This is a genomic window from Succinivibrio dextrinosolvens, from assembly GCF_900116345.1.
GTDB lineage: Bacteria > Pseudomonadota > Gammaproteobacteria > Enterobacterales > Succinivibrionaceae > Succinivibrio > Succinivibrio dextrinosolvens_B.
In genome coordinates this window covers 1-21,584 of the sequence record NZ_FPAH01000038.1, presented here as the reverse complement: position 1 = coordinate 21,584, position 21,584 = coordinate 1, and the positions used below count along the sequence as shown (strand labels likewise).

The following is a 21,584-nucleotide window of genomic DNA, read 5'->3' as shown; positions in this document are numbered from 1 at the left end:
CCATAAATGTTTGATAAAATTTTATTAAAATATTTTTCCCTTCCTGTAACTGTAAAAACAGCGTTTTGGTTTGCAATTTGTCAGTTTTTGCAAAAGGGAATCAGTATGATTACAACGCCTGTTTTTACACGTTTGTTATCTACAACAGAATACGGCATTGCAAGTACTTTTGTTGCATGGACTAGTGTTGTTACTCCGATAATAACATTATCTACGTGGCGAGCAATGATGAATTTGTTTTCTAGAGATAATTGCAGTAAAAAAGTATTAAGCTCTTGTATATTTATGAGCATATTTATTTCTTTTATCTTATCTATAGTTATTTTTTGTCTACAAGAATATATAGAAAAAATCGCCTCCGTTACAGGGGTGTTTTTGTGGCTTGTTATTATCTTCAGTGTAACACAAAATATTTTTTTTGCTTGGATGACAAAACTGCAATACGAATATAAATATAAACCAATAATTATTGCAACTCTTTTAAATACAGCTATAACCTCAATTGTAGGAGTTTGTTGTGTTTATTTTTATTCCAGAACCGCTTTTTCGAAAATTTATCCACAAGTAATATGTGCTTTCATAATTTCTTTATATATTTTGTATAATTCAATAAGAAATAGTGGAACTTTTTTTAATAAGGATCTATGGTGGTTTAGTTTAGGTTTTTCTGTTCCACTTATTCCTCATTACTTGTCTGAGGTGATTCTGCAAAGTTCTGATAGAATAATGATAAATTCTCTGTGTTCTTCCTCCGATGTCGCCATATATAGTATTGCCTATTCTGTTGCTAATCTAATATTTTTAGCTGTTGGTTCTGTAAATTCTTCGTTTGTACCATATCAGTATCAAAAAATTAAATCTAGAGAATTCAAAAAATTAGCAGTTACATCAAATTTTGTAATAGCTTTTGTTGCCGTTGTAATGTTTTTTGTTATGTTATTTGGTTATGAAATAGTTTTGATTTTCGGCGGAAGAAAATATATTGAAAGTGTTTCTTTAATTATCCCTATTTCTTTGGGTGTTTTCTTTAATTATTTGTTTCAGTTATTTGCAAGGGTACAAGAATATTTTGAGCAGAAATATACTATAGTTATAGCTTCTGTTGCTTGTGCACTGTTGAATATTGTACTTAATTATATTTTTATTAGATTATATGGGTACAAAGCGGCAGCGTATACAACTTTTGCTTGTTATTTTTTCTTTTGTATTCTTCATTATTTTTTTTATAAAAAGTGTTGTAAAAAAAATATTGGTCGTGAAATATATGACATTAAATGTTTAAGTTTTATATCTGTTATTCTTATTCTTTCTTCTTTTTTTATAAATGCTGTAAGTAATGTATTTTTGATAAAATACTTAATTTTGTCAGTATTTATTCTATTATTTGTTTTTTATAGGGATTATTTTATATCTTTTATTAAACGATTTGTTTGATTTTTCTTTACAGTATTTATTATCTCTAGTTTTGCGTTTCGATTTTAACTAAAAATCGGCTAATAAATGTGGTGCTTAATCGCATCTAGTTAACATTTATCAGTTAATATCGAACTGCTAAAGTTGAGTTATTTATACTTATAATACAAGGAGATCTAAAAAAATATATAGGTAACTAGCTGATTAATTAAGAAAAGATATCGATCTAAAAAGATGAGGCATCAAAGAGGCGGTTGTTCATTTTATTATTAAATCGCTAAAAACAACAAAATGGAGCAGCCGCATGAACTCATTGTATCTTAGATCAGATCTTTCTTTAAATTCTCTAAGCTCTTTACTTCAGTCTGTATTATCAGATCTCGAAATTAATAATTTGGCTCGTGACACTAAACTTGTTGTCAGAAGCCGCCTGTTTGACCCTGCTGTTTTTATTTACACGGTCATTGGAATTTTAAACAGAGACAAGGAATTTACTCTTAGGAATATTCACTACGAATACACCTGCAAAATGCTTAAGAAAGGAGAAAAAGCTCTGTCTTGGGAGCCCTTTACGATTTTCTCGATAAAAAGCAAATGCCAGTGTTTCTTAAGTCTCTAGGTGACAGACTCAATGAGATAAGTATCAATGAAGTTCTGTCTGATACAAAAGAACTTGTGGATGTATTAAGGTTAAAACTACCTAACCTTATTGATATCCTGGTTCAGGACGGCAGCGAAATTGCCTGCAACTGCAATCAGTACAAAGGCAAATTCGAAGGAGCTTATGACGCTAAGCTAAACCGTACGCTGTCTTTAAGTTCTTTTACTGAGCTGTGTTCTTCAATCACCTCAGGTGTTGCATCTGAGAGAAAAGAAATCAGCATGTATAAACTTGAAAACAGACTACTGCTGGCTGATGCCGGATATACATCCAAAAAGCTGTTTTCGCAGATAGCAAAAGCAAAAGGCTACTATCTAATAAAACTAAAATCAGGCTCTGCTCTGGAAGTTGTCAGTTACCTACAGTACAACTCCGATGGAACAGTTACTGAATTTTAAAACGTAAAAACCAGGTTTGATTCTTACTACAAAATCAAAGATGATCTCTTTAAGAAAAAGGTCACCTTTGACTTTGAGGTAATAACTCCTGAAGGCACAAAACAGAGAATTGTTGCTGTATACAATGAAGCTCTGGATAAACATGTATACTTCGCAACAAATATCCCGAAGGATACTCTTGATGCCATTCAGATAGGAGAACTGTACCGAGCCACATGGCAGGTTGAAATTTCATTCAGAATACTTAGGGGGTTCTGCTCACTAAAAAAATGTAATACCCATAAATCAGGTATTGTGCAGTCCCTTATTTACCTGAGCCAGATTGTTTATCCGCTCAAGCTGATTATTGGTCAGCAGCTCCAAAAGGCTGCTGATACAACATTTTCACCAAAGAAACTGGTGAATCGCATAAAGTGCCACTTCATGGATATAATTGAGTTGGCACTTGAAGGTACCGAGCGTTTAGCTGCCTATTTTGAACGCAATCTTATTCTGTTCAAAACGTATGCTAAAAGCTCTACAAGTTTTATAAACCGCATGAGAGGTAAAAGCATTAAACATATTATTGAGGTTATATCTAAACCACCAAGAATACCTTTAATTGCTTAACCAACCATGTATGTATGCTTATATCTCAAAACATAATTTTTTTATTGATAGTTTTATATGAAGAAAAAAATTTTACTCGTTTTTGGAACCCGTCCAGAAGCAATAAAAATGTGTCCTTTGGTTAATGAACTCAAATCAAGATCTTTTTTTGAGACTGTTGTTTGCGTTACAGGACAACATCGACAAATGTTAGATCAAGTTCTATCTACATTTAATGTAGTTCCTGACTATGATTTGTCAATTATGAAACAAGGTCAATCTTTATTTGATATTACAATTGGTATTATGGAAAAAATAAAAAAGGTATTAGAATGTGTTCATCCTGATATTGTATTGGTTCATGGAGATACCTCAACAACTTTTGTAACATCTTTAGCATGTTATTATCTTCAAATTCCGATTGGCCATGTTGAGGCTGGCTTAAGAACAAACGATATATATTCTCCTTTTCCAGAGGAATTTAATCGTCAAGCTGTTAGCCTTATAGCTGCTTATAATTTTTCTCCAACCAAAATGGCAGCTGAAAACCTAATAAAGGAAGGAAAACAGAAAGATTCAATATATATTACAGGAAATACTGTTATCGATGCCATGAAAACAACAGTACAAATAAATTATCATCATCCTGAACTTGAATGGGTTGGAAAAGATAAATTAATTCTTATAACGGCTCATCGAAGGGAGAATTTAGGGGAACCAATGCGTAATATGTTTAGGGCAATTCGAAGAGTTCTTGAGGAACATGATGATTGTAAAGCTATATATCCTATTCATATGAATCCTTTAATTAGAACTATCGCAAACAAAGAACTAGGATTATGTAGTAGAATTCATATTATTGAACCTATAGATGTATTTGATTGTCATAATTTTGAATCACGGTGTTATATGTGTTTAACTGATTCTGGTGGAATTCAAGAGGAGGTCCCTTCTTATGGAAAACCGGTTCTTGTGATGAGAAATACAACCGAACGCTTAGAGGGCGTTCAAGCTGGTACTCTAAAGTTGGTTGGCACTACAGAAGAGAATATTTACAATGAATTTTCAAAATTGTTAAATAACTCTGAGGAATATATAAAAATGTCCAAAGCATGCAATCCTTACGGGGACGGTTATGCTTGTAAGAGAATTGCTGATATTCTCGAAGGAAAAGAATATAGTCCTTGGCAATCTTTTTAATTGTTAATTTGCTCACATATAATGTGAAAAAGAGTCTTTAACGATGCATACAATAAAGAAAAAAATTTTTCTTCAATGTAAGTTTTTCCTCGTGGCTTATATTAATATTACATCTTCTTTTCTTCCAAATCCCTTAAGGAAGTATTTTTTAAGATGTTTCGGTATTATTATCGGTAGAGATAGTACGATTCATAGAAATTGTCGTTTTTTTCATATCGGTAATGTAAAAATAGGCAAAAATTCTATTATAAATTTTGGGTGTTACTTAGATAATCGAAGACGCATTATTATAGGAAATAATGTAGGAATAGCTCATAATACAAAAATCTATACTCTTGGTCACAATATAAATAGTCCTTTTTTTGAAACAAAAGGGGCTCCTGTGATTATTGAAGATGATTCTTTTATATTTTCTAACTGTTTGATTATGCCTGGAGTAAAAATTCATAGGGGGGCTGTTGTTCTGGCGGGAAGTGTTGTTGTATCTGATGTGCCTGAATGGACGATTGTTGGAGGAAATCCTGCAATCGAAATAAGAAAGAGAAATAAAGAGATAAATTATCTAAATAAGTACGGTTATTGGTTTGCTCTATAAATGAATATATTATTTTTACTTAGAACTCTTGATTTAGGTGGAGTGGAAATTGTAACAACGGTTCTTGCTAATAAGTTTGCAAAAGAAGGTCACAGTGTATCCGTTTTCTCTTTTAAAAAGGGTAGTGGGGCGGTTATAAATCGATTTGATGAAAGAGTAGATGTTTATATTTGCGATTCTTACAAATGTTCTTTAAAAAATGTTAAATTTTTAAGAAAAATTTTTATTATTAAACAAATTGAAATTGTTATTAATCAATGGGGGTTACCTTTAGTTCCAATTAGAACAATTTTTAAAGCAAAAAACAATCTTAATATAAAAGTTATATCCGTTTACCATAATGATCCAATCCAAAACGGAAGAATAAATTCAATTAAGTTTCAACTCTTAAAGAATCAGAATATTGTTTCTGTTGTATTTTTTCGAGTTCTTTTGTGGATCGTTTCTTTTGCTACATCTTACTCTTTTAGATATATATATTCTCATAGTGACTTCTTTGAAGTTCTTTCTCCTTACTATGTGTCAAATTTTCGCTCTATTTCTCATATCAATAATTTAAATAAACTTATAGTTCAGTCTAATCCTGTTACAATTGATTGTTCAGGATATACGTATGATTCTCAAAAAAAATATAAGGAAATTATTTATGTTGGTCGCCTTGATTCTATTCAAAAAAAAGTTAATAGAGTTATTGAAATGTGGGCTCAATTAGAACATATTTTTCCCCTTTGGAAATTGACTATAGTAGGAGATGGACCACAGAAAACAGATCTTATAGAATTGGTCTCAAAATTTAGACTTAAACATGTTCTATTTGCAGGACTAAAAGACGTAAGACCTTTCTATGAACGAGCTTCGATTTTAGTTCTAACGTCTGACTATGAAGGCTTCCCATTAGTATTAAATGAGTGTATGAGCTTTGGAGTCGTTCCTGTGGTATACGGTAGTTTTGCTGCAATAAATGAGATCATTGAAGATAATGTAAATGGACTTATAGTGAATAATCAGAATGGGCACTTTTGTTTGTCTGAAATGGTGTCCAAAGTTAAATATCTTATGGATAATGACGATATACTAAAGAAAATGGCTTCTTATTCTCTTGTTAAGAGTTCTAATTATTCTTTAAATAGTATTTATAAGCAATGGATGCATACTTTTAATGAACTAGTTTGTTCTTAACGCAATTGTGCTGAAAAGTATTTTTTGTAAATATTTATTTGTTAAAAATTGTGAAGTTTGTTTTTTTATTAAAATTTCTACGGTAATATAATTTAAATTTCAATTTGTTGTTTACGAAAAAAATTTATTGTTTTATAAAAAATCATCCCCCAAATCATTAAGAGATTTTTCATTAAAAAAAAGTTGGTTAAAGATCTGCCACAAAAGTAACGGCAGATCTTTAATTAAAATTCGATCTCGCTGAGATGGCTTTGATCGCTTACAGCACAGTGCAATCTCACCGAGAAGTTCTTTAAAAATTTGATATATAGTCGATCTGTTTCTATATGCAACGGCAAATAAAAGCTTTTCATACAGGACATTGTAGGTGTGCACCTTAAGTAAGGATAAATCATCAATTCTGTGTTTTATCATCGTCTTGGTTGCGCTGTGAGTATTTATAAGCGAGACCAACAACGAAAGTAAGATAAAAATAAGAATTATGTTCTTCTTGCTGGAGTTGATGCTCTTAAGGTTACTGCCACTCTTTGTTGCCTTGTTGAACAGTTCAATGTTCCTGCGAATTCTGTACAAAAAGCTGTTTTGCTCCTGCAATCTTGCGTTGGACACTTGTTCGCAGAATAGAGATTTTATCTCTGTTCTTCCCATTTAGGGTTATAGCGACGAATAATCCTTAAAGTATTCCCCTTTGATGTTCTGATGGTTACATCTACATTCATCTTGTGAGGGATATCTTTAAGCTTTTTACCAATGTAATGCTTCAGTCTTGAACCGTCATCAGCATAAGCATCGGTGATGGTGCCGTTGGTATTGGCTTTACCTTTAATAAGAAATTGAATTCCAGCTTTTATTAGCATCTGCTCAAGCTCCTCATCGATGTAACCTCTATCAGCAATAATCAGACAGTCCTGAAGGTACTCTTTATAAACTCTGTCTCTTTCTGAGCCAACAGCATCAGATACCTCAACATAGATAAAGCTTTGCTTAAAAAGATAGTATGCAACATTAAGCTTAAGACATGATCTTGCTGATGAACCGTCAAGCCTGACTCTTCCTTTTCCTTTGCAATAAAAGTTATCTACGCAGGAATTACGTAAGTCCAGTTCTGTACCATCAATAAGAACAATGTCCTTAACCTTTAAAAGAGAAAGTTAATCCTTTAAAGGCTCCATCAGATGTGCTTTAATCTGCGTTTATAGTCTTTTATTTACTAGAGACATTACTTGAACCACTAAAGCTTTAATCAGAGTTAGGCTTTCTTCAGAATCTAGCTGCTAATGAATGCATTTATGATTCATTTTCTGTTCATCATTAAGATGACGGTTGTAGTTCATGTGAAATGAGTTCAGGGTAAACTCAGAATCTCTGATTGAACCACTCATTTTGGACATTGCTCCAAGCATATAATCAGCATAAGAAAACTTACGGTTTCTTATACAGGCTTTAGTTATCATATGACAGGCTTGCAATACGCTTTTTTGAAAGAATATCAATAAGATTGTTTTTAGATGTTTGAAAATCGTTTGACAGAGTTGATAAAAATAGAGATAATTGTTCAGTGTTTTTTTTTGTTTAATTCTTTGATTTTGAACACATTAATTATATTAAACAGAAAACCATAAATCAATTAATTCCTTTCAAATTAACCAGTTTTCAACCTTTTCTCAAAAATCCAATTTTACGGATATAACAATTACAAAATATCGGAACAAAAGCCTGTATATTTTATTAACACACTGATCTATATATCAAATTTTTAAAGAACTTTTTATGCTGATTAAGTTCAGCAAAGGATTGCAACTTAAAAACGTTGCTTAATTTTTTATTTTATGCTGAATTAGAATGTATTTATTTAGATATTGGGTATGAAAAAAATAGGATAATTATATGGAAATCTGTGATGTTACAGTGATTCTTACAGCTTATAAAAGAATTGATTCACTTAGGAGTCAAATTGATTCTTTAAAGAAACAGAGTTTTTTACCAAAAGAAATATGGCTTTTTCAAGACAAAGTGAACAAAGATTATACAATAACTCTTGAAAAGAGTTTACTTGATGAGTTTGATAATGTCTTTATAGCAACAGATAATATAGGAGTTTGGGGGCGTTTTGATTTTGCCAGGAAAGTACATACAAAATATGTATGTATTTTTGATGATGATACTATTCCTGGTTCAAGATGGATTGAGAATTGCATGGAAAATATGAAAAAGCAGAGAGGTATCTATGGAGCAATAGGTGTTGCAGTTCTTAATTCAAATAATTACCCTTATTCTGGATATTGTCGTGTAGGATGGCAACGGCCAAATTCTGAAACATGTATGGTGGATTTTGTTGGTCATTCTTGGTTTTTTGAAAAAGAATGGTTGCATTACATGTTTGATGAAGCCAAGGATATGAAAAAATATAAATATGCTGCAGAGGATATGAGTCTTTCGTATGCTGCACTTTTACACGGAATTAATACATATGTCCCAGCACATCCGTTTTCTAATTATGATTTATGGGGCTCTAAACCTGATTTGGGGACAATTTTAGGACAAAACAATGTTTCTTTATCTGGAAATGGAAATGATATTCGAATGAATAATGCAATTAAGGAACTTGAAGTAAAAGGATGGAATTTTGTTTATAAAAGGGATCCTGTATATATAAAAAAATTAAAAAGAATTTCTGATAAAGCTCATAGAATTGTTGTGATAAAAAAAATATTAAGACTATTTGAAAGAGATCATAAAACCTTTTAATACTGAACTAAGGATCAGTTATAGGAATATTTTATCCCCCTTATATTTAAAATATCGTAAGAGGGAAAAATATTGCAAAGGAAATCCGCTAGTTATAAACACACGTTAAGGCTGCTCTTGAAAGAGTAATTTCAGTAGTTACTAAGGTACAGATAACAAAGGAATTAGGAATACATCCTCAGACTTTAAGTAAATGGTGTAATAAAGCCAAGAGTCGTATGACTTGCGTAGACGTTCTGAGGCAGAGGAAATCATCAGACAGAAGAAAGAGTTTGCAAAGGCTAAAGCAGAAAACGAATTCCTAAAAAAAAGCTACAGCGTTCTTTGCCAAGAGCCTGTAGCAACGTACGCATTTATCAAGCAGTGCAATGATGACAGGCTTAGAGGTACCAACATCTCATTAATAAGAGCTGCAGAGTTACTGGAAGTAAGTGTCAGTGGCTTTTACAAATGGCTAAATGATGAGGATAAAGAGCACAGAGACGGAGAAATACATACTGATGCAGAAGTGCTTGTTGCAATACAGGAAGTAATAAAAGACTCCTGCAACAACGTACCAGGTCCATCAGAATGCATCATGAATTGAAAAATAAAGGCTTTAGGGTATCTCACAGACGCCTTGTTTCAATCATGCGTAAGAATGGCATCTACCACAAGTACCATCGTAAGTATGTAAAAACTACGGACAGCAACCATAACCTAGCCAGAGCAGAAGACCTTGTAAAAAGACAGTTTGATTCTTTTAAAGTCAACGAAGCCTGGTGCGGTGATATTACGTACATTCCTACAGAAGAAGGATGGCTTTATTTAGCCTCAGTAGTAGATCTTGGATCAAGATGCCTCGTTGGCTACAAATTTGGTCCAACTATGGATACTAATCTGATTTGTGATGCTTTAATGATGGCAATCAGGGATGAGAATCCTGCATTTGGAACAATCTTTCATTCTGATCAAGGTTATCAGTACTGCTCTTATCAGTTTCAGGAACTTCTGTCCTCAGTAGGTTTCAGATGCTAAATGAGCCGCAGAGTACAATGTTGGGATAATGCTGTAGCAGAGTCGTTTTGGTCGATTTTGAAAAGAGAGTGTTTACCACTAAATAGAAAATTTACATCACGAAAGGAAGGTATTAGCAAGATCTGCAACTGGCTTTCGTATTATAATGGTTTTTGACCACATTCCGCTTTGGGGATGCAGTCTCCTTATCAATATCGAAAGAAGATTTCCGTTTGATTTTAGGAAGTTTTTCTGGGGATTATTTGTTCAGCTATCTGCGCCCTGATTCACACGTTTAAAGAATCGTATATGTTAAGTTATATTCCTAATAAGAGAGATTTACGGTTACTGAAAGATCTCTCTATTTTCAATAAGGTAGATCGTCAGTATGAATAACTTCAGTGTAGTTAAAAATGATTAACTACCTAAGGTATGAAAAAAAGAGAAATACATAATGATTCCAAAAGTAATACACTATTGTTGGTTCGGAAAAAATCCTTTACCATCAAACATTAAAAAATGTATAAAGTCATGGGAGAAATATTGTCCTGATTATGAAATTAGGAGATGGGATGAATCCAATTTTGATGTTTTATCTCATCCTTTTATAAAAGCTGCATATGAAGAAAAAAAATGGGCTTTTGTTTCTGATTATGCTAGGTTAAAAGTTGTTTATGATTATGGAGGTATTTATCTTGATACAGATGTAGAACTTCTGCGAAACCTTGATTTTTTGTTGAATTATAATTTCTACGTTGGAGTACAACAAGCTGATCGTTTGTGTAATACTGGATTGGGGTTCGGGGCAAAAAAGCATTGTTTATTAGTTCTTAATATGATGAAACAATATGATAATCTGATTTTTGATTTAAATAAACAATCTGAATTTGCTTGTCCTATATTAAACAATAGGGTCATTGTTGATATTGGATATAATTATTCAGATTCATTGGTGGAAATTCATGATTGTGCAATACTTCCTTGTAAAATGCTTGATCCTGTTGCTCCTGGTAGGTCAAGAGATTTATTGTGCAAAGATTCTGTTTCTATTCATCATTACACTGCTACTTGGCAAAATAAAAAAAATAGATTGCGAAGAAAAATCTTTGTATTTGTTGGACAGAGACGAATTAATAAAATAAAAAAAATGTGTTCTGACTTTAATTGTTTTTTGACTTCATTTTGGTCCTATATTACAAGTTGCATATGCTTTTGGCGAAATAAATGATTTGTAAGTTACCTAAACTTTTCGATTATAGATAAAGATTAAAGTTAAGAATCCCATAAACGCGTTCATAGGAATAATCCCAAACAGATGATTAGAGCCCAGAAACGTGTTCATAGGAATAGCAAAAGCTTTATTTAAAAGTCAGAAATAACAGGTTTGGAAATATTCTTTGGGAACGTACCTAGCTTCCAATATTTTTGTTGTCCTAAAATACTCATTGTTTATGAGGACAAAGCGGAATAAACAATGAGTTAGGATTGAAGTTCCGCAATGGACAGCACCAATCAAAAAGTTTTACAAAAAGATTGACTTCTTCGCCAACACCATATGAGAATTATGATCATTTTTATTGATTTTTGATAACCTCATATACCCACACATTTCCTGTTCCAATGAATCCATTTTCAATTGCTAATCGTGTAGATAAATTTTGAGCTTTAAGATCTTCTTCTATCTGATTTGAAATAGGAGAGGAAAGAAATAACCAATATTGTTGCTTTGTGTCTAAATTTGTCAATCTCTCAGGAAGCCCCCAATTTCCTAGTTCTAGATGTCCAAATAAATCATGCTTTATATTTGGGAAATAAGATTCACATATAGTCCAAGCAAAATGAGTAATGTCTGTGTATATAAAGTCAGATTCTTTTATTTCTTTTCTTGCTAGTTCTAGAGTTTTCTCTAAACGGACGTTATATGAATGTTCAACTTTAATGGCATTAATACATTTAGAAATACAGCTAAAGAATACAAAAACAATTAAAAGAAGGGTGAATAATTTTGAATATTTTTGTTTGGAAACCATTATTGCAAAGATTAACCAAAGGATGGCATATGAAACGTATAAGTATCGCAACGTGATAATAGGATGAAATAAATGAGAAATAATCTGCGCCGCAAAAATAGTTCCAAATACTCCGATAATACCTCCAAGTATCCAATACCACTCTTTTTGCAATTTTATATTTTCTATAAAAAAAGATATTTCTATTTTATTCTTTATTTTGTTAAAGCTATGATGAGCTTTTAGAAAATGATGCTCTCTAACGAAAGTTGTGATTAAACTTAGGAAAAATAAGAGCAGTAAAAAAAAATATGAACTAGTGTCAAATATAAATTTGATACATTCCTTTAAAGGAACTTGTACTATGTGATAGTCTGCTACGAATCCACCTCTTAACTTATGAGTAAAAAAAATCCAAGGCGTAAATATAATTAAAAAAATCGCCCAGGACAAAACAATTTTTTTTATTTCTTTTCTGTCATTAAGAACAGTGTATATCAATAATATTAAGTAAAAAGTAAAAATTGGAGCTAGAGAAAAATAGTGGCTATACGCTGCCATTACGGAAAATAATGTTAAGAGTACATAGTATATATTTTGTTTAAAAACTATGGCCCCATAAACCATTAAGAAAGACGCAATAATAAATAGTTGAGTCCAAGTATACATTCTTACTTCCAAATTGTAGGTTATGGCATTAGGAAGTAATGAGCATAATGTTACAAATATAAATGAAGTTTTATATCCAAACCATTTTCTTATGATCGTTATTGAAGCAATCAATAAAATGAAATAGGCTAATGTTGATGAAATATGAAAAATGAAACCTGATTCTCCAAAAATTTTCACAAGTCCCCATGCAAAAGCATAGTGTAATGGAGAGTGGTTTGAAGCTGCTACTGACTTCAGCATATCGAACCATTCTTTTCGTGCAAAAGTGATAACAATTCCCTCGTCGCCCCAAAAAGAATTATCAAAACACCTTACGAAGTGTAAGCCTGCAAGAAAAATAGTGTATAAAAAAAGGATTGTTAATTTCTTATTTTTAAGATATGTGAATACTGTTTTTTTTGAGTTTATTGTTAATACGTATTTGTCTTTTAATCTGACAATCTTTTCAAAATAAATTAAAAGAAAAGAGATAATACATCCGTATATAAGGTATCTTATAGAAAACAATGCAGAAGTATTAAATTTATAAAAAATAACATCTGGTTTTCTTAGGCAAAATAAATATATTGCAGTGAATATTAAATAAACCAGGACAATACCACATAAGGAAACAAATAATCTTTTTACAAAACTGTCTTTAAAAGTTGAGTAATCAATTTTTAAGATTTTTTCTCGGAAAAAACAAAAAAACAAACCAGGGAAAATTATGCTGATTATTGGAATTATTGTCATATTATTATGCCTTCCATGAAATAAAAATAACACCAATAGCTACTAAGACAACTCCTGCAATCTTTGTCGGTGAGAATGTTTCTCCAAATAGAATTACCGATAAAACTGCCACCATTGAGATAGCTCCGCATGTTAGAACTGGATGAGTAACGTTAAGAGGAAGTCTCTGCAGCGTAAGTGCATATAGAATAAATGCAATTCCGTAGAACAGAAGTCCAGTCCAAAGCGGAATATTAAGGATTATTGATAACGGCTCAAAAATTGAAACTTTTCTCTCTGGCATCATTGCATACTTAATCAGTACGCTTGCCGCTGCATTTGAAGCAATACCGAACACAACTAACAGGAAAGTAATCATTCTGCCTCCAGATTGTATTTTCCAAGTGCAGCCTTAAACAGAACCTTTAGTAGTTCAATATTGCCTTTAACGGAGCTGATTTTTGTTGGTACCTGTCCTTTTGGATAACTTCTTTTACTTGGCATTTCCAGACATTTAAAATGAAGTTTGGGTCCAATATATGATAGGTAAGCAAGTAATTCGTAGCAGGAGAACACTTCTCTGAAGATGGCTACTTTGCTGTTGAATAGAAAATTAGCAGAATAAGCTCTGAACCCTTGTGTTGTATCAGTCCAGTGGAAACCTGATGCAATACTTAAAACAGGAGCATGAATAAAGCGAATAGCCAAATCTCGGCTTACAGGAGTATTAACTGCGGTACCACCACTTATAAAACGTGATGCTTGAATAAAGTCATAACCTTCATTTAGTTTCTTTATAAAATCAGGGATAGGAGCAGGATCATCTTTATTATTTCCATCAATGGTTACAATTCCTTTATAACCAAGTTTCTGTGCATAGTCATATGCACAGAGTAACTGTGCACTAAGTTTCCCTTTAGCTGTTTTTAGCAGAAGTGAGTGTACATGCTGTGATTTTAAATAACTCTCATCAAGAGAGCCGTCTGTAGTACCACCATCTACAATAATGAAATCAACAGTACTTTGTAAATCTAATTCATTGATTCTCTCTAAAAGAGCATGAATTCTTTCTCCCTCATTTATTACAGGAATAACTAGACAGCATTCTCTGAGTTTCTGGGGATTAGAGAACAGTACATCGTACGATGGAATATATTTCTTATAATCTTGAGTAACACTCTGATTCATTTATTAGTCCTGCATATATAGGTCTTTTGCAACCTTGATTGAAGTCTCTATCTTTTTAATTCTGTTTTCAGGTGTTTCTAAGTTGTTGGTTAGCATTTCTATTGTGAGAATATCTGTAGACGGCAAGGACTTTGAAAATACTTTCTTAAGCTTATCTCCAATTTCTCTGTGAAGAGGATCATCAGTAGTTACAGGAGCCATAGAAGGTTCACTCAGATGAATATGTCCGATTACATCTGCTACATCTTCGATAACCTGTGCAGGTTCACTGTTGGTGTAAATGGTTCCCAGATCAAGCTGCAGCTTAATATTGGAATGATTCAGTTTTCTGACGAATGCTGCTGCTTCATCGGTTGTTGTCAGGAAGTTTGTTCCGTAAACGGTAGGATTTGCCTCAAGGCAGACTGTGACGTTCTCTTCTTTTGCAATTTTACCTAATCTGAAAAAGAAATCTAAGGCTATTTCATCTGTTCTAGTGTCATCAAGTTTGTTTCTGTTTCGGTTTTTAGGTGAACCAAATACCAGTCTTGAAGCTCCTGTTAAAGAACCTATATGACAGACTCTCTTTAAATGCTCCAGCATTCTATCCTGAGTGCTGCTCTCAAATAGATTAAGACCGGTTGTTCCAAATAACAGAGACTGAATTCCTGTAAGGGTAAAGCCTTTATCCTGCCATTCTTTTTTTACTCTGAGTATTTCCGCATCAGATGTATTTGCAATATCGGAAAAGAATTTTCCTGGAGCATAATCCAAATGATGAATCCCGTTTTTCAAAAGCAGGTCGATAACCTGTGGTTCAAAAGATGCATCCCAGGCAATATTAGAAATGGATAGATTCATTTTATTCCTCAGCATATTCTCTGATTGCCTTTAGAGATTCTGTCTTGTCATACTGATAGTCAGGAGTTGAGCCGAACAAAGCTCCGTGGATTGTCTTAAAATCGTAGGCTACAAGAGGTTTGCCAATATGATTGTCAAAATCAAAGTCAAATGCGGCCTTTGCAACTTCCTTAACTCTAACAGGAGCTGCTGTAAGATGAACCAGTTTTAATCCTTGTTTATCAGCGGTAGTTATATCTTTAAAGAGATTCTTCATTGGATAGAACTGGAATACGTTATTTGATTCAATCTTTTCAATTTCATTATGATTTTTGAAATCAAAGATAATGTTTTTTTTAAGTCCTGTTCCTACAAGACCAGGAAGTCTTACGATAAGATGATGGTCAAAATTTTCCTGAACGAATAGTTCAAGACGTCTTCTGTTGTAGCCGTATGGCTGAAGCTCATCCAAGCTGATAGGAGTGTTTTCATCAACGTTAACAGGGGATTTAAAAACATCAACAGTACTTATAAGAATAAATTTTTTAGCTTTAATTGTTTTTAAATGTCCGATAAGTGAGTCGATACAAGCCTTATCTTCATCCGGATGAAGGTTTGCATACCATTTCTTAGCAGGTGCTGCTGCACAGATAATCAGGTCGAATTCTTTATTATCAATCTCACCTATATCAGTTGAGTGATAACAGTAATCAAATGTTCTCTGTGATAAAAGGGTGGTACCAACAAATCCAGTTGAACCGATTAGTGCTGATGTCATGTTAAGTTCCTTATCTGTCTCTTCCTGTCTGAACAAGATTATCTGTCTGGGAGGTGCTCTGCTCTAAAACATTTATTCTGTCCAGATTGATCATTACCTGAGAGTTCTTTTCAAAAACTATTGAATAACCGTTTGCATTTGTCTGTTCTGCCAGAATGCGGTTTAAGTATTCTGCAATAAAAGATAGGATCACAAACTGCATAGAGGCCAAAAGAGAAATGATGAATACCGTGGAGGTCCAGCCTTCTACAACATCATTTTTGAAAAGGTTAAGAATAATTGAATACAGTGAGAACAGACATGCCAAGGTAGAGCCGGTTAGTCCCAGAAGAGACATAATTCGAAGCGGAGATGTGGAATTAAATACCATCAGCCTTAAAGTTGACTTAACAGCACCTGTAAGTGTTCTTTTGTCTGTATTTAGAGCTGTGTAATGTAGCTCGGCCTGACCATATCCAGATTTCTGAATCTGCATAAAGAACTGGTGATAGAATTTGCCTGTATCCAGAACTGAATTTAGAGCTCTTCGTGAAAGACATCTGAAGGTTGTTGCATCTTTTGGAAGATGATAGTCAATCAGTTTTAGTAACCATCCGCTAAGAGGTCTTATTATCTGATAGGCAAAAGAATGATTCTGCCTGGTGGTTCCAACAACAACATCGTTTCCTTGTCTACACAGTTCTACAGAGTCTTTAATCAGTGATACAGGATCATTGCATAAATCAAAGCAGATAATGAAATCACCAATGGCATTCTCGGTACCTGCAGACCAGATTACGTCCGAGTTTACATCTGAAGATAACTGCAGATAACGTACACAAGGGATTTCTTTGAGAATTTGCTCTATCCTGTTGGATAAAACATTCTGCAGGGATTTCTGAACTACCAGAATAATCTCGTAATCAGAAAAATTCGTATCAAGTTCATTCTGGATTTCAGCTAATCTAGATAAAGAGTTTGCTGTTAGTCTGTTTATAACAGTTACTACTGAGATAAAACTTTCATCTTTATTTGTAGTAATCATTTTAGAGATCTAGCTCCTTTTTCACAGCTGCAACGGCATCATAAGCGTTGTCTATCTTGCCTCCCATGACACAGTGGAAGCCCTTTAGTCCATAATTGAACTTACATAGAATTGGTCTTGAATCATTTACTTCTGACCTTGGCAATACCGTTTTTACTTCCCATAACGATTTTCTGTAGATACAGTCACTTAAAATCGGAATATATCGAGAAGCATCTTTCCTCATTACTTCCCATGCTGTATGTCGTTCATCTTTTTCAAATCTAGCATCTGCGTCGACATATTCTTTGTCTTTTGAATACCATTCATAATGCGGGGTATATCTAACATGGGAAAATGAGTGCAGGTAGTGTCCGTTTATTTCGACAGAAGGAAAGGGCATTACAGAGAAAAAAGGACCACACATAACAGTTATTCCAAGATTTCTTAGTTCATCTGGAACATCCACGAGAGCCATTTCGGTCATCTCATGTTTTAAAGGAATAAGTTCAAGTGAGCTGTTGTGAATTACCTGATTTAATGATGCGTAGGTACAGTTGAATATATGATCTGATTTATATTCAACAATTTCAGCTGTCTTTAAGTCTTTTACCGAAACAGTAAGCTCATTAATTTGGGAGTTGTCTTTATTTATTCTAATTACTTCGGATTCAAGATGAAGCGTTACGTACTTTGTATCAATTCTGCTGAGAATAGCGTCTTTTAGTTTCACAGAATCAAATGCGAATTCTTTTGCCTTAAAGCAGGCTTCGATGTAGTTTTTATGAGTGAGATTAACTATTCTGCTTGGAGCTGGTTCTAAGTATGCTCCAATACGTCTACAGAATTTTTCGAATTGATAGGCTGTGACTTTGCTAAGATGTTTTCCTACCATGTAGTATTTATCAAAATCATTGCAAACACAGTCAGGAAAGTCTTTGATAAATCTTGGAAATGACTGTCGAGAACGAAGGGCTGTTAAAACAGAACGAGGGTAATGATAGCCATTATGGATTCTTGCCTGATTATTGTATGAGGCTCTTGTCATAAATTCAGAGCTTTTTTCGAAAAGATCAACCTTATGATGTTTAGATCCTAGATAGTAGGCAAGGTATAAACCGAAATACCCTCCACCAATGACTATAACTTTACTCATTGTTTTAAAGCAATTTTTTTAATGTAACATTATATTATTAAATAACAGGTGAGCATTATACCAAATATAAAGATATTTTACGTGAATAATTAGGCAATTCACAAATATTGTATTTGTGAAAAAATGTGAATAAATACGAGATACTAGAATATGGATTAACAGCATAATAAAATCCTAATTCATCTTAGTTCTGAATCCTTTTACTCTAATACAACTCCTCATTATCGTTACATTTGAAAGAAAACGACGGCTTTATAGCAGATCTGCTTTTGCTCTTAAGTTAGAATACACAAAACAAGGCTTTTATTGCACTTTGAAAAATAATCTAATGCATTAATGTTTTTTACATTTACCATAATTTGAAAAGGAGTGATTCTAATTGTGTACAAAATAAAGAGTATAAATTTCAAAAATCATCCAATTCTAGGAAATCTTTAGGGTCTAAGGAAAAAAGTGTGGGATTAGGAATTTAAGATAGAAGATAAATTTGAAATAATTGAGTTTTTTGATAAAGTTGTTTCGACCAAAAAACAATAACTAACCAAAAGACTAATATGAATACTACAATTTTATCTGCAAATCTTCAAGTAAATTCTGACCACGTAATTGCTGCAACCATTGCTCCAAATGCATTTGAAGGAGATTTTCTGGTAGTACCTTCATATTGTGAAGGCTTCAAACAGGTAGGCTCGCCTAGGTATGATTTTAGGCAGGTAAATGTAGGAACCATTACTAATGAGAACTTTGTTGGCTTCTCAGAGCTTACATATACAGGAAAGCTAAGAACAGATGACAGAAAAGAGCTTTACTGTCCAAAGTGTGGAGCAAAACTGCATAGTAATGGTGTTAGTTACGTTAGGTTGAAACACATTCCCTATGGCAGTACGTATCAGACCTTAGAGGTTGAAGTAAAAAGGTATAGATGTTCCTCAAAGCTTTGTGAATACAGCTGTACTGAAAAGATCCCGTTTCAGGCAGGAGGACATAGAATAACAGCCGCCGCATATCATGAGATATACAGGCTGTTGGAAATGAAAGGCAGTAAGACCTCTTTAAAGGCTCTGTCTTTTGAAACCGGTGTTGATGCCAAGATCATCAGAGCCATAGACAAACAACGTCTCTATGATAAATACACCGAGAATGGAGAAGGCAAAAAGCTGCTGCCTCCAAGGAGACAGGCTCGTATCCTTGGTGTTGACGAATTTCTTCTCCATAGTCTGGATAGGAGTGACAAATTCGCTACTTTCATTATGGATATGGAAACAGGAGAGGTCCTGTGGGTAGCCCATAGTAAGACCAAAGAAGCTGTAAAAGTTGAGATGCAAGAATTAGAATTTAGCCTCTACGATTGACCGCCAGCTGGCGGTTTTTTATTATATTCGATGGTAGGAAACTGTTTACGCTTACATGCCACTGCTTTCAGAGTGGTTAGGTCATATAAATACTATGCAAATGCTGATGTTAAGATGAAACAAGATGCAGTTGAAAAAGCAACTTCAGACTTTAATCTAATCATCAGATCTGCAGTTGATTTTACATTTAATAATGAAGATGTAGTTCTCAAGAGACTGTATTGACTTATGTAAAAGTTATCCCGACTTTTTATGTACTGATGCCCGTAACTAAGCCAATTTTCGATGTTTTACGGTATAATCATAAAGTCGGGATAAGTGTTGTGAGAGGAGTGGAGCTATTTACTCCCTCCTACTCGATTTGACCAGTATGGCGCCAACACCATTTGAAGCTTATCACAAAAGCTAAAAGTGTTGGTTCATAAAATTAATATAAATTAATCAGTTAGTTAGCCTACTGATTTTGCTCTTTCAAAATGTGATTCAAAGATCAAAACTTTTGTTGAATAATTAATATTCTTAACTCTGAAATCTAAAGTAACCGATTGATAAGAATAGTAATTATGTCAAACGAAGTATCTCCTGCTGTAAATTTTCTTGAAGGCGCATCTTTTCTTCAAAGAATTATTGAGCTTAATCTCAGTGATCCGCGTAATCCAGAGAGGATAGTTTATCCTCTGTATGTAATAGCTACTGTAGTACTGTTAGCAAGATTATCTGGATATGAAAACAGTCATGAGCAGGTATTGTTCTGGAAAAAGCATGTTAAGGAACTTCAGCAGTTAATCTATGGATTAGGGGATAAAGTCGCATCTGAGCAGACTATCCGAAGGGTTATAAGTATTATTGATTCCAATGAACTGGTAAAGTTTCTGACGGATTACTTTGTAACTCACAGAGATAATTCTGATAAACCTATTGGCTCAATAGCCTTACAGGACAGAGAGATTGTTGCTGCAGAAGGACAGAACATCAGAGGTACCAGACAGAGTAAGAATGGCAATGATGAACGTAAGCATGGTGGGTATGACGTTGTCAGCCTTTATTCATCAACCTATGGTTTAACCTTGAGTCAGACTATAGTAGATAAGAAAAAACATGAAGCGGAAGCAATCCTTTGCATGCTTAAAAAGGTCAACCTGCAAAATACCATTCTTACCTGGGATTCCCTTAATACAAGACCAGGTACGATATCTGCCACCGTGGATGTTAATGCAGACTGTGTTGTGGGACTAAAATCCAATCAGTCCACTCTTGAAGAGGATGTCAGAACCGCCTTTGAATTTGTCGACAATGGTAAATACAAACATGAGGTTCTGTCTGCAATCAGAGTTCTTGATGAGCACGGCAGAATTGAGACCAAGCAGATAGATATCCTTGAGATGAAACATGTAGTAAGGTCTGAACTCAGAAAGAAATGGGCAGATGTCCATTCTGTCATCAGAGTAAGAACAGTCAGACACTTCAAAAGTTCAGATGTAACACTGCAGGATGAAGATAGATATTTCATCAGCTCAATTGTTCCAGATGGACTTGATGAAAAGTTCGCTGAAACCATGCTTGATATTATTCTCCAAAGATGGGGAATTGAAGCCAGACACTGGGTAATTGATGTTGTATTCCGTCAGGATGCTCTTCCTTTGAGAAATAAGGATTACATTACTAACAGCACTGCCTGTACCAAGCTCGCATGCAACGTATTAAGCTACATCAGAGAAAATGTTCCTTATTATCAGGGGAAAACATGGTCATTTAAATCTTTACAGATTGTGGCACAGGATGCTGAAGTAGGATTTATGTTCTTAAAAGCCTTCTTTACTCAGGATATGTCTCAAATAGAGAATGACGAAAGATTCATCGGTCTCTTTTACAAACATCCTGAATCGACAGGAAATGATGTCCCTGATGATTTGGAGAACAGTGGTTTTCAATCCAGTATCGACGACGATACTCCATTAGAGAAGTTTGCTAGGACCAGAAAGAAAATCAAAGCGAAGAAATAGCTTTAATCTTGAATCAAATTTTGAAAGAGCAAAGCCAAAGTTAGTGAATAACCTTGGGACTTTGTCGTGCCTGAAAAAAAACAGGCATAACAAAAATTTTTATTTCAGCAGAAAT

23 protein-coding genes are annotated in these 21,584 nt (G+C 33.7%); 14 read left to right on the top strand and 9 right to left on the bottom strand.

Annotation, left to right across the window (positions count from 1 at the left end):
- Nucleotides 1–6: 6 nt before the first annotated feature.
- The 6 genes from BM308_RS10475 (at nucleotide 7) to BM308_RS10445 (ending at nucleotide 6,034) form a co-directional block, all read left to right on the top strand.
- Nucleotides 7–1,434, top strand: a complete 1,428-nt coding sequence (locus tag BM308_RS10475; RefSeq protein ID WP_074945068.1) for an oligosaccharide flippase family protein — start codon at nucleotides 7–9, stop codon at nucleotides 1,432–1,434.
- A gap of 573 nt (nucleotides 1,435–2,007) precedes the next feature.
- Nucleotides 2,008–2,472: a transposase gene (locus tag BM308_RS13690; RefSeq protein ID WP_074945064.1), complete on the top strand. Its 465-nt coding sequence runs from the start codon at nucleotides 2,008–2,010 to the stop codon at nucleotides 2,470–2,472.
- Nucleotides 2,473–2,505: 33 nt separating this feature from the next.
- A complete protein-coding gene (locus BM308_RS13685; protein ID WP_083425543.1) occupies nucleotides 2,506–3,081 on the top strand; it encodes a transposase in 576 nt (191 codons plus the stop codon).
- A 57-nt stretch (nucleotides 3,082–3,138) separates the two neighbouring features.
- On the top strand, nucleotides 3,139–4,260 hold the full coding sequence (gene wecB, locus BM308_RS10455) for a non-hydrolyzing UDP-N-acetylglucosamine 2-epimerase (protein WP_074945061.1): 1,122 nt from the start codon (nucleotides 3,139–3,141) through the stop codon (nucleotides 4,258–4,260).
- A 43-nt stretch (nucleotides 4,261–4,303) separates the two neighbouring features.
- Nucleotides 4,304–4,855, top strand: a complete 552-nt coding sequence (locus BM308_RS10450; protein WP_074945059.1) for an acyltransferase — start codon at nucleotides 4,304–4,306, stop codon at nucleotides 4,853–4,855.
- A complete protein-coding gene (locus BM308_RS10445; RefSeq protein ID WP_074945058.1) occupies nucleotides 4,856–6,034 on the top strand; it encodes a glycosyltransferase in 1,179 nt (392 codons plus the stop codon).
- Between the two features lie 629 nt (nucleotides 6,035–6,663).
- Here the strand turns inward: BM308_RS10445 and BM308_RS13190 are convergent.
- The gene (locus BM308_RS13190; RefSeq protein WP_083425542.1) at nucleotides 6,664–7,161 is read right to left on the bottom strand and encodes a transposase; all 498 of its coding nucleotides are present in this window, start codon (nucleotides 7,159–7,161) and stop codon (nucleotides 6,664–6,666) included.
- A 147-nt stretch (nucleotides 7,162–7,308) separates the two neighbouring features.
- Nucleotides 7,309–7,488, bottom strand: a complete 180-nt coding sequence (locus BM308_RS10430; RefSeq protein WP_074945053.1) for a hypothetical protein — start codon at nucleotides 7,486–7,488, stop codon at nucleotides 7,309–7,311.
- A gap of 433 nt (nucleotides 7,489–7,921) precedes the next feature.
- On the opposite strand from BM308_RS10430, the gene BM308_RS10425 reads away from it, so the two are divergent.
- From BM308_RS10425 to BM308_RS10405, 5 genes are all read left to right on the top strand, one after another.
- Nucleotides 7,922–8,782: a glycosyltransferase family 2 protein gene (locus BM308_RS10425; RefSeq protein ID WP_074945051.1), complete on the top strand. Its 861-nt coding sequence runs from the start codon at nucleotides 7,922–7,924 to the stop codon at nucleotides 8,780–8,782.
- A gap of 223 nt (nucleotides 8,783–9,005) precedes the next feature.
- Nucleotides 9,006–9,368 (top strand): hypothetical protein, encoded by a 363-nt coding sequence (locus BM308_RS10420; protein ID WP_074945050.1) that lies wholly within the window; start codon nucleotides 9,006–9,008, stop codon nucleotides 9,366–9,368.
- Entirely contained in the window at nucleotides 9,353–9,799 is a 447-nt protein-coding gene (locus tag BM308_RS10415) for a DDE-type integrase/transposase/recombinase (RefSeq protein ID WP_074945048.1), read from the top strand. Before BM308_RS10420 ends, BM308_RS10415 begins: the two co-directional genes overlap by 16 nt.
- Complete coding sequence (locus BM308_RS13680) at nucleotides 9,800–9,955, top strand: integrase core domain-containing protein (protein ID WP_074945047.1); 156 nt, start codon at nucleotides 9,800–9,802, stop codon at nucleotides 9,953–9,955.
- A gap of 277 nt (nucleotides 9,956–10,232) precedes the next feature.
- Nucleotides 10,233–11,006: a glycosyltransferase family 32 protein gene (locus BM308_RS10405; RefSeq protein WP_074945045.1), complete on the top strand. Its 774-nt coding sequence runs from the start codon at nucleotides 10,233–10,235 to the stop codon at nucleotides 11,004–11,006.
- 346 nt (nucleotides 11,007–11,352) lie between these two features.
- On the opposite strand, the gene BM308_RS10400 is transcribed toward BM308_RS10405, so the two are convergent.
- The 7 genes from BM308_RS10400 to BM308_RS10370 are packed head-to-tail and all read right to left on the bottom strand — an operon-like array spanning nucleotide 11,353 to nucleotide 18,114.
- Nucleotides 11,353–13,191: a glycosyltransferase family 39 protein gene (locus BM308_RS10400; RefSeq protein ID WP_074945043.1), complete on the bottom strand. Its 1,839-nt coding sequence runs from the start codon at nucleotides 13,189–13,191 to the stop codon at nucleotides 11,353–11,355.
- Between the two features lie 4 nt (nucleotides 13,192–13,195).
- Nucleotides 13,196–13,549, bottom strand: a complete 354-nt coding sequence (locus BM308_RS10395; RefSeq protein ID WP_218152560.1) for a DMT family transporter — start codon at nucleotides 13,547–13,549, stop codon at nucleotides 13,196–13,198.
- Nucleotides 13,546–14,358, bottom strand: coding sequence for a glycosyltransferase family 2 protein (locus BM308_RS10390; RefSeq protein ID WP_074945042.1), 813 nt, complete (start codon nucleotides 14,356–14,358; stop codon nucleotides 13,546–13,548). Before BM308_RS10390 ends, BM308_RS10395 begins: the two co-directional genes overlap by 4 nt.
- A gap of 3 nt (nucleotides 14,359–14,361) precedes the next feature.
- On the bottom strand, nucleotides 14,362–15,198 hold the full coding sequence (locus tag BM308_RS10385) for a sugar phosphate isomerase/epimerase family protein (protein ID WP_074945040.1): 837 nt from the start codon (nucleotides 15,196–15,198) through the stop codon (nucleotides 14,362–14,364).
- Nucleotide 15,199: 1 nt separating this feature from the next.
- Nucleotides 15,200–15,955 carry a Rossmann-fold NAD(P)-binding domain-containing protein gene (locus BM308_RS10380; RefSeq protein ID WP_074945039.1) on the bottom strand — a complete coding sequence of 252 codons (756 nt, stop codon included), beginning with the start codon at nucleotides 15,953–15,955 and terminating at the stop codon, nucleotides 15,200–15,202.
- Nucleotides 15,956–15,965: 10 nt separating this feature from the next.
- Nucleotides 15,966–16,979, bottom strand: coding sequence for a glycosyltransferase family protein (locus BM308_RS10375; protein WP_074945037.1), 1,014 nt, complete (start codon nucleotides 16,977–16,979; stop codon nucleotides 15,966–15,968).
- A 1-nt stretch (nucleotide 16,980) separates the two neighbouring features.
- A complete protein-coding gene (locus BM308_RS10370) occupies nucleotides 16,981–18,114 on the bottom strand; it encodes an FAD-dependent oxidoreductase (protein ID WP_074945035.1) in 1,134 nt (377 codons plus the stop codon).
- 554 nt (nucleotides 18,115–18,668) lie between these two features.
- Between BM308_RS10370 and BM308_RS10365 the strand changes: the two genes are divergently transcribed.
- From BM308_RS10365 to BM308_RS10355, 3 genes are all read left to right on the top strand, one after another.
- The gene (locus BM308_RS10365; RefSeq protein ID WP_074945034.1) at nucleotides 18,669–19,466 is read left to right on the top strand and encodes a hypothetical protein; all 798 of its coding nucleotides are present in this window, start codon (nucleotides 18,669–18,671) and stop codon (nucleotides 19,464–19,466) included.
- A gap of 30 nt (nucleotides 19,467–19,496) precedes the next feature.
- Nucleotides 19,497–19,691, top strand: coding sequence for a hypothetical protein (locus tag BM308_RS10360; protein ID WP_074945032.1), 195 nt, complete (start codon nucleotides 19,497–19,499; stop codon nucleotides 19,689–19,691).
- Between the two features lie 338 nt (nucleotides 19,692–20,029).
- Nucleotides 20,030–21,469, top strand: a complete 1,440-nt coding sequence (locus BM308_RS10355; protein ID WP_074945031.1) for an ISAs1 family transposase — start codon at nucleotides 20,030–20,032, stop codon at nucleotides 21,467–21,469.
- Nucleotides 21,470–21,584 lie beyond the last annotated feature (115 nt).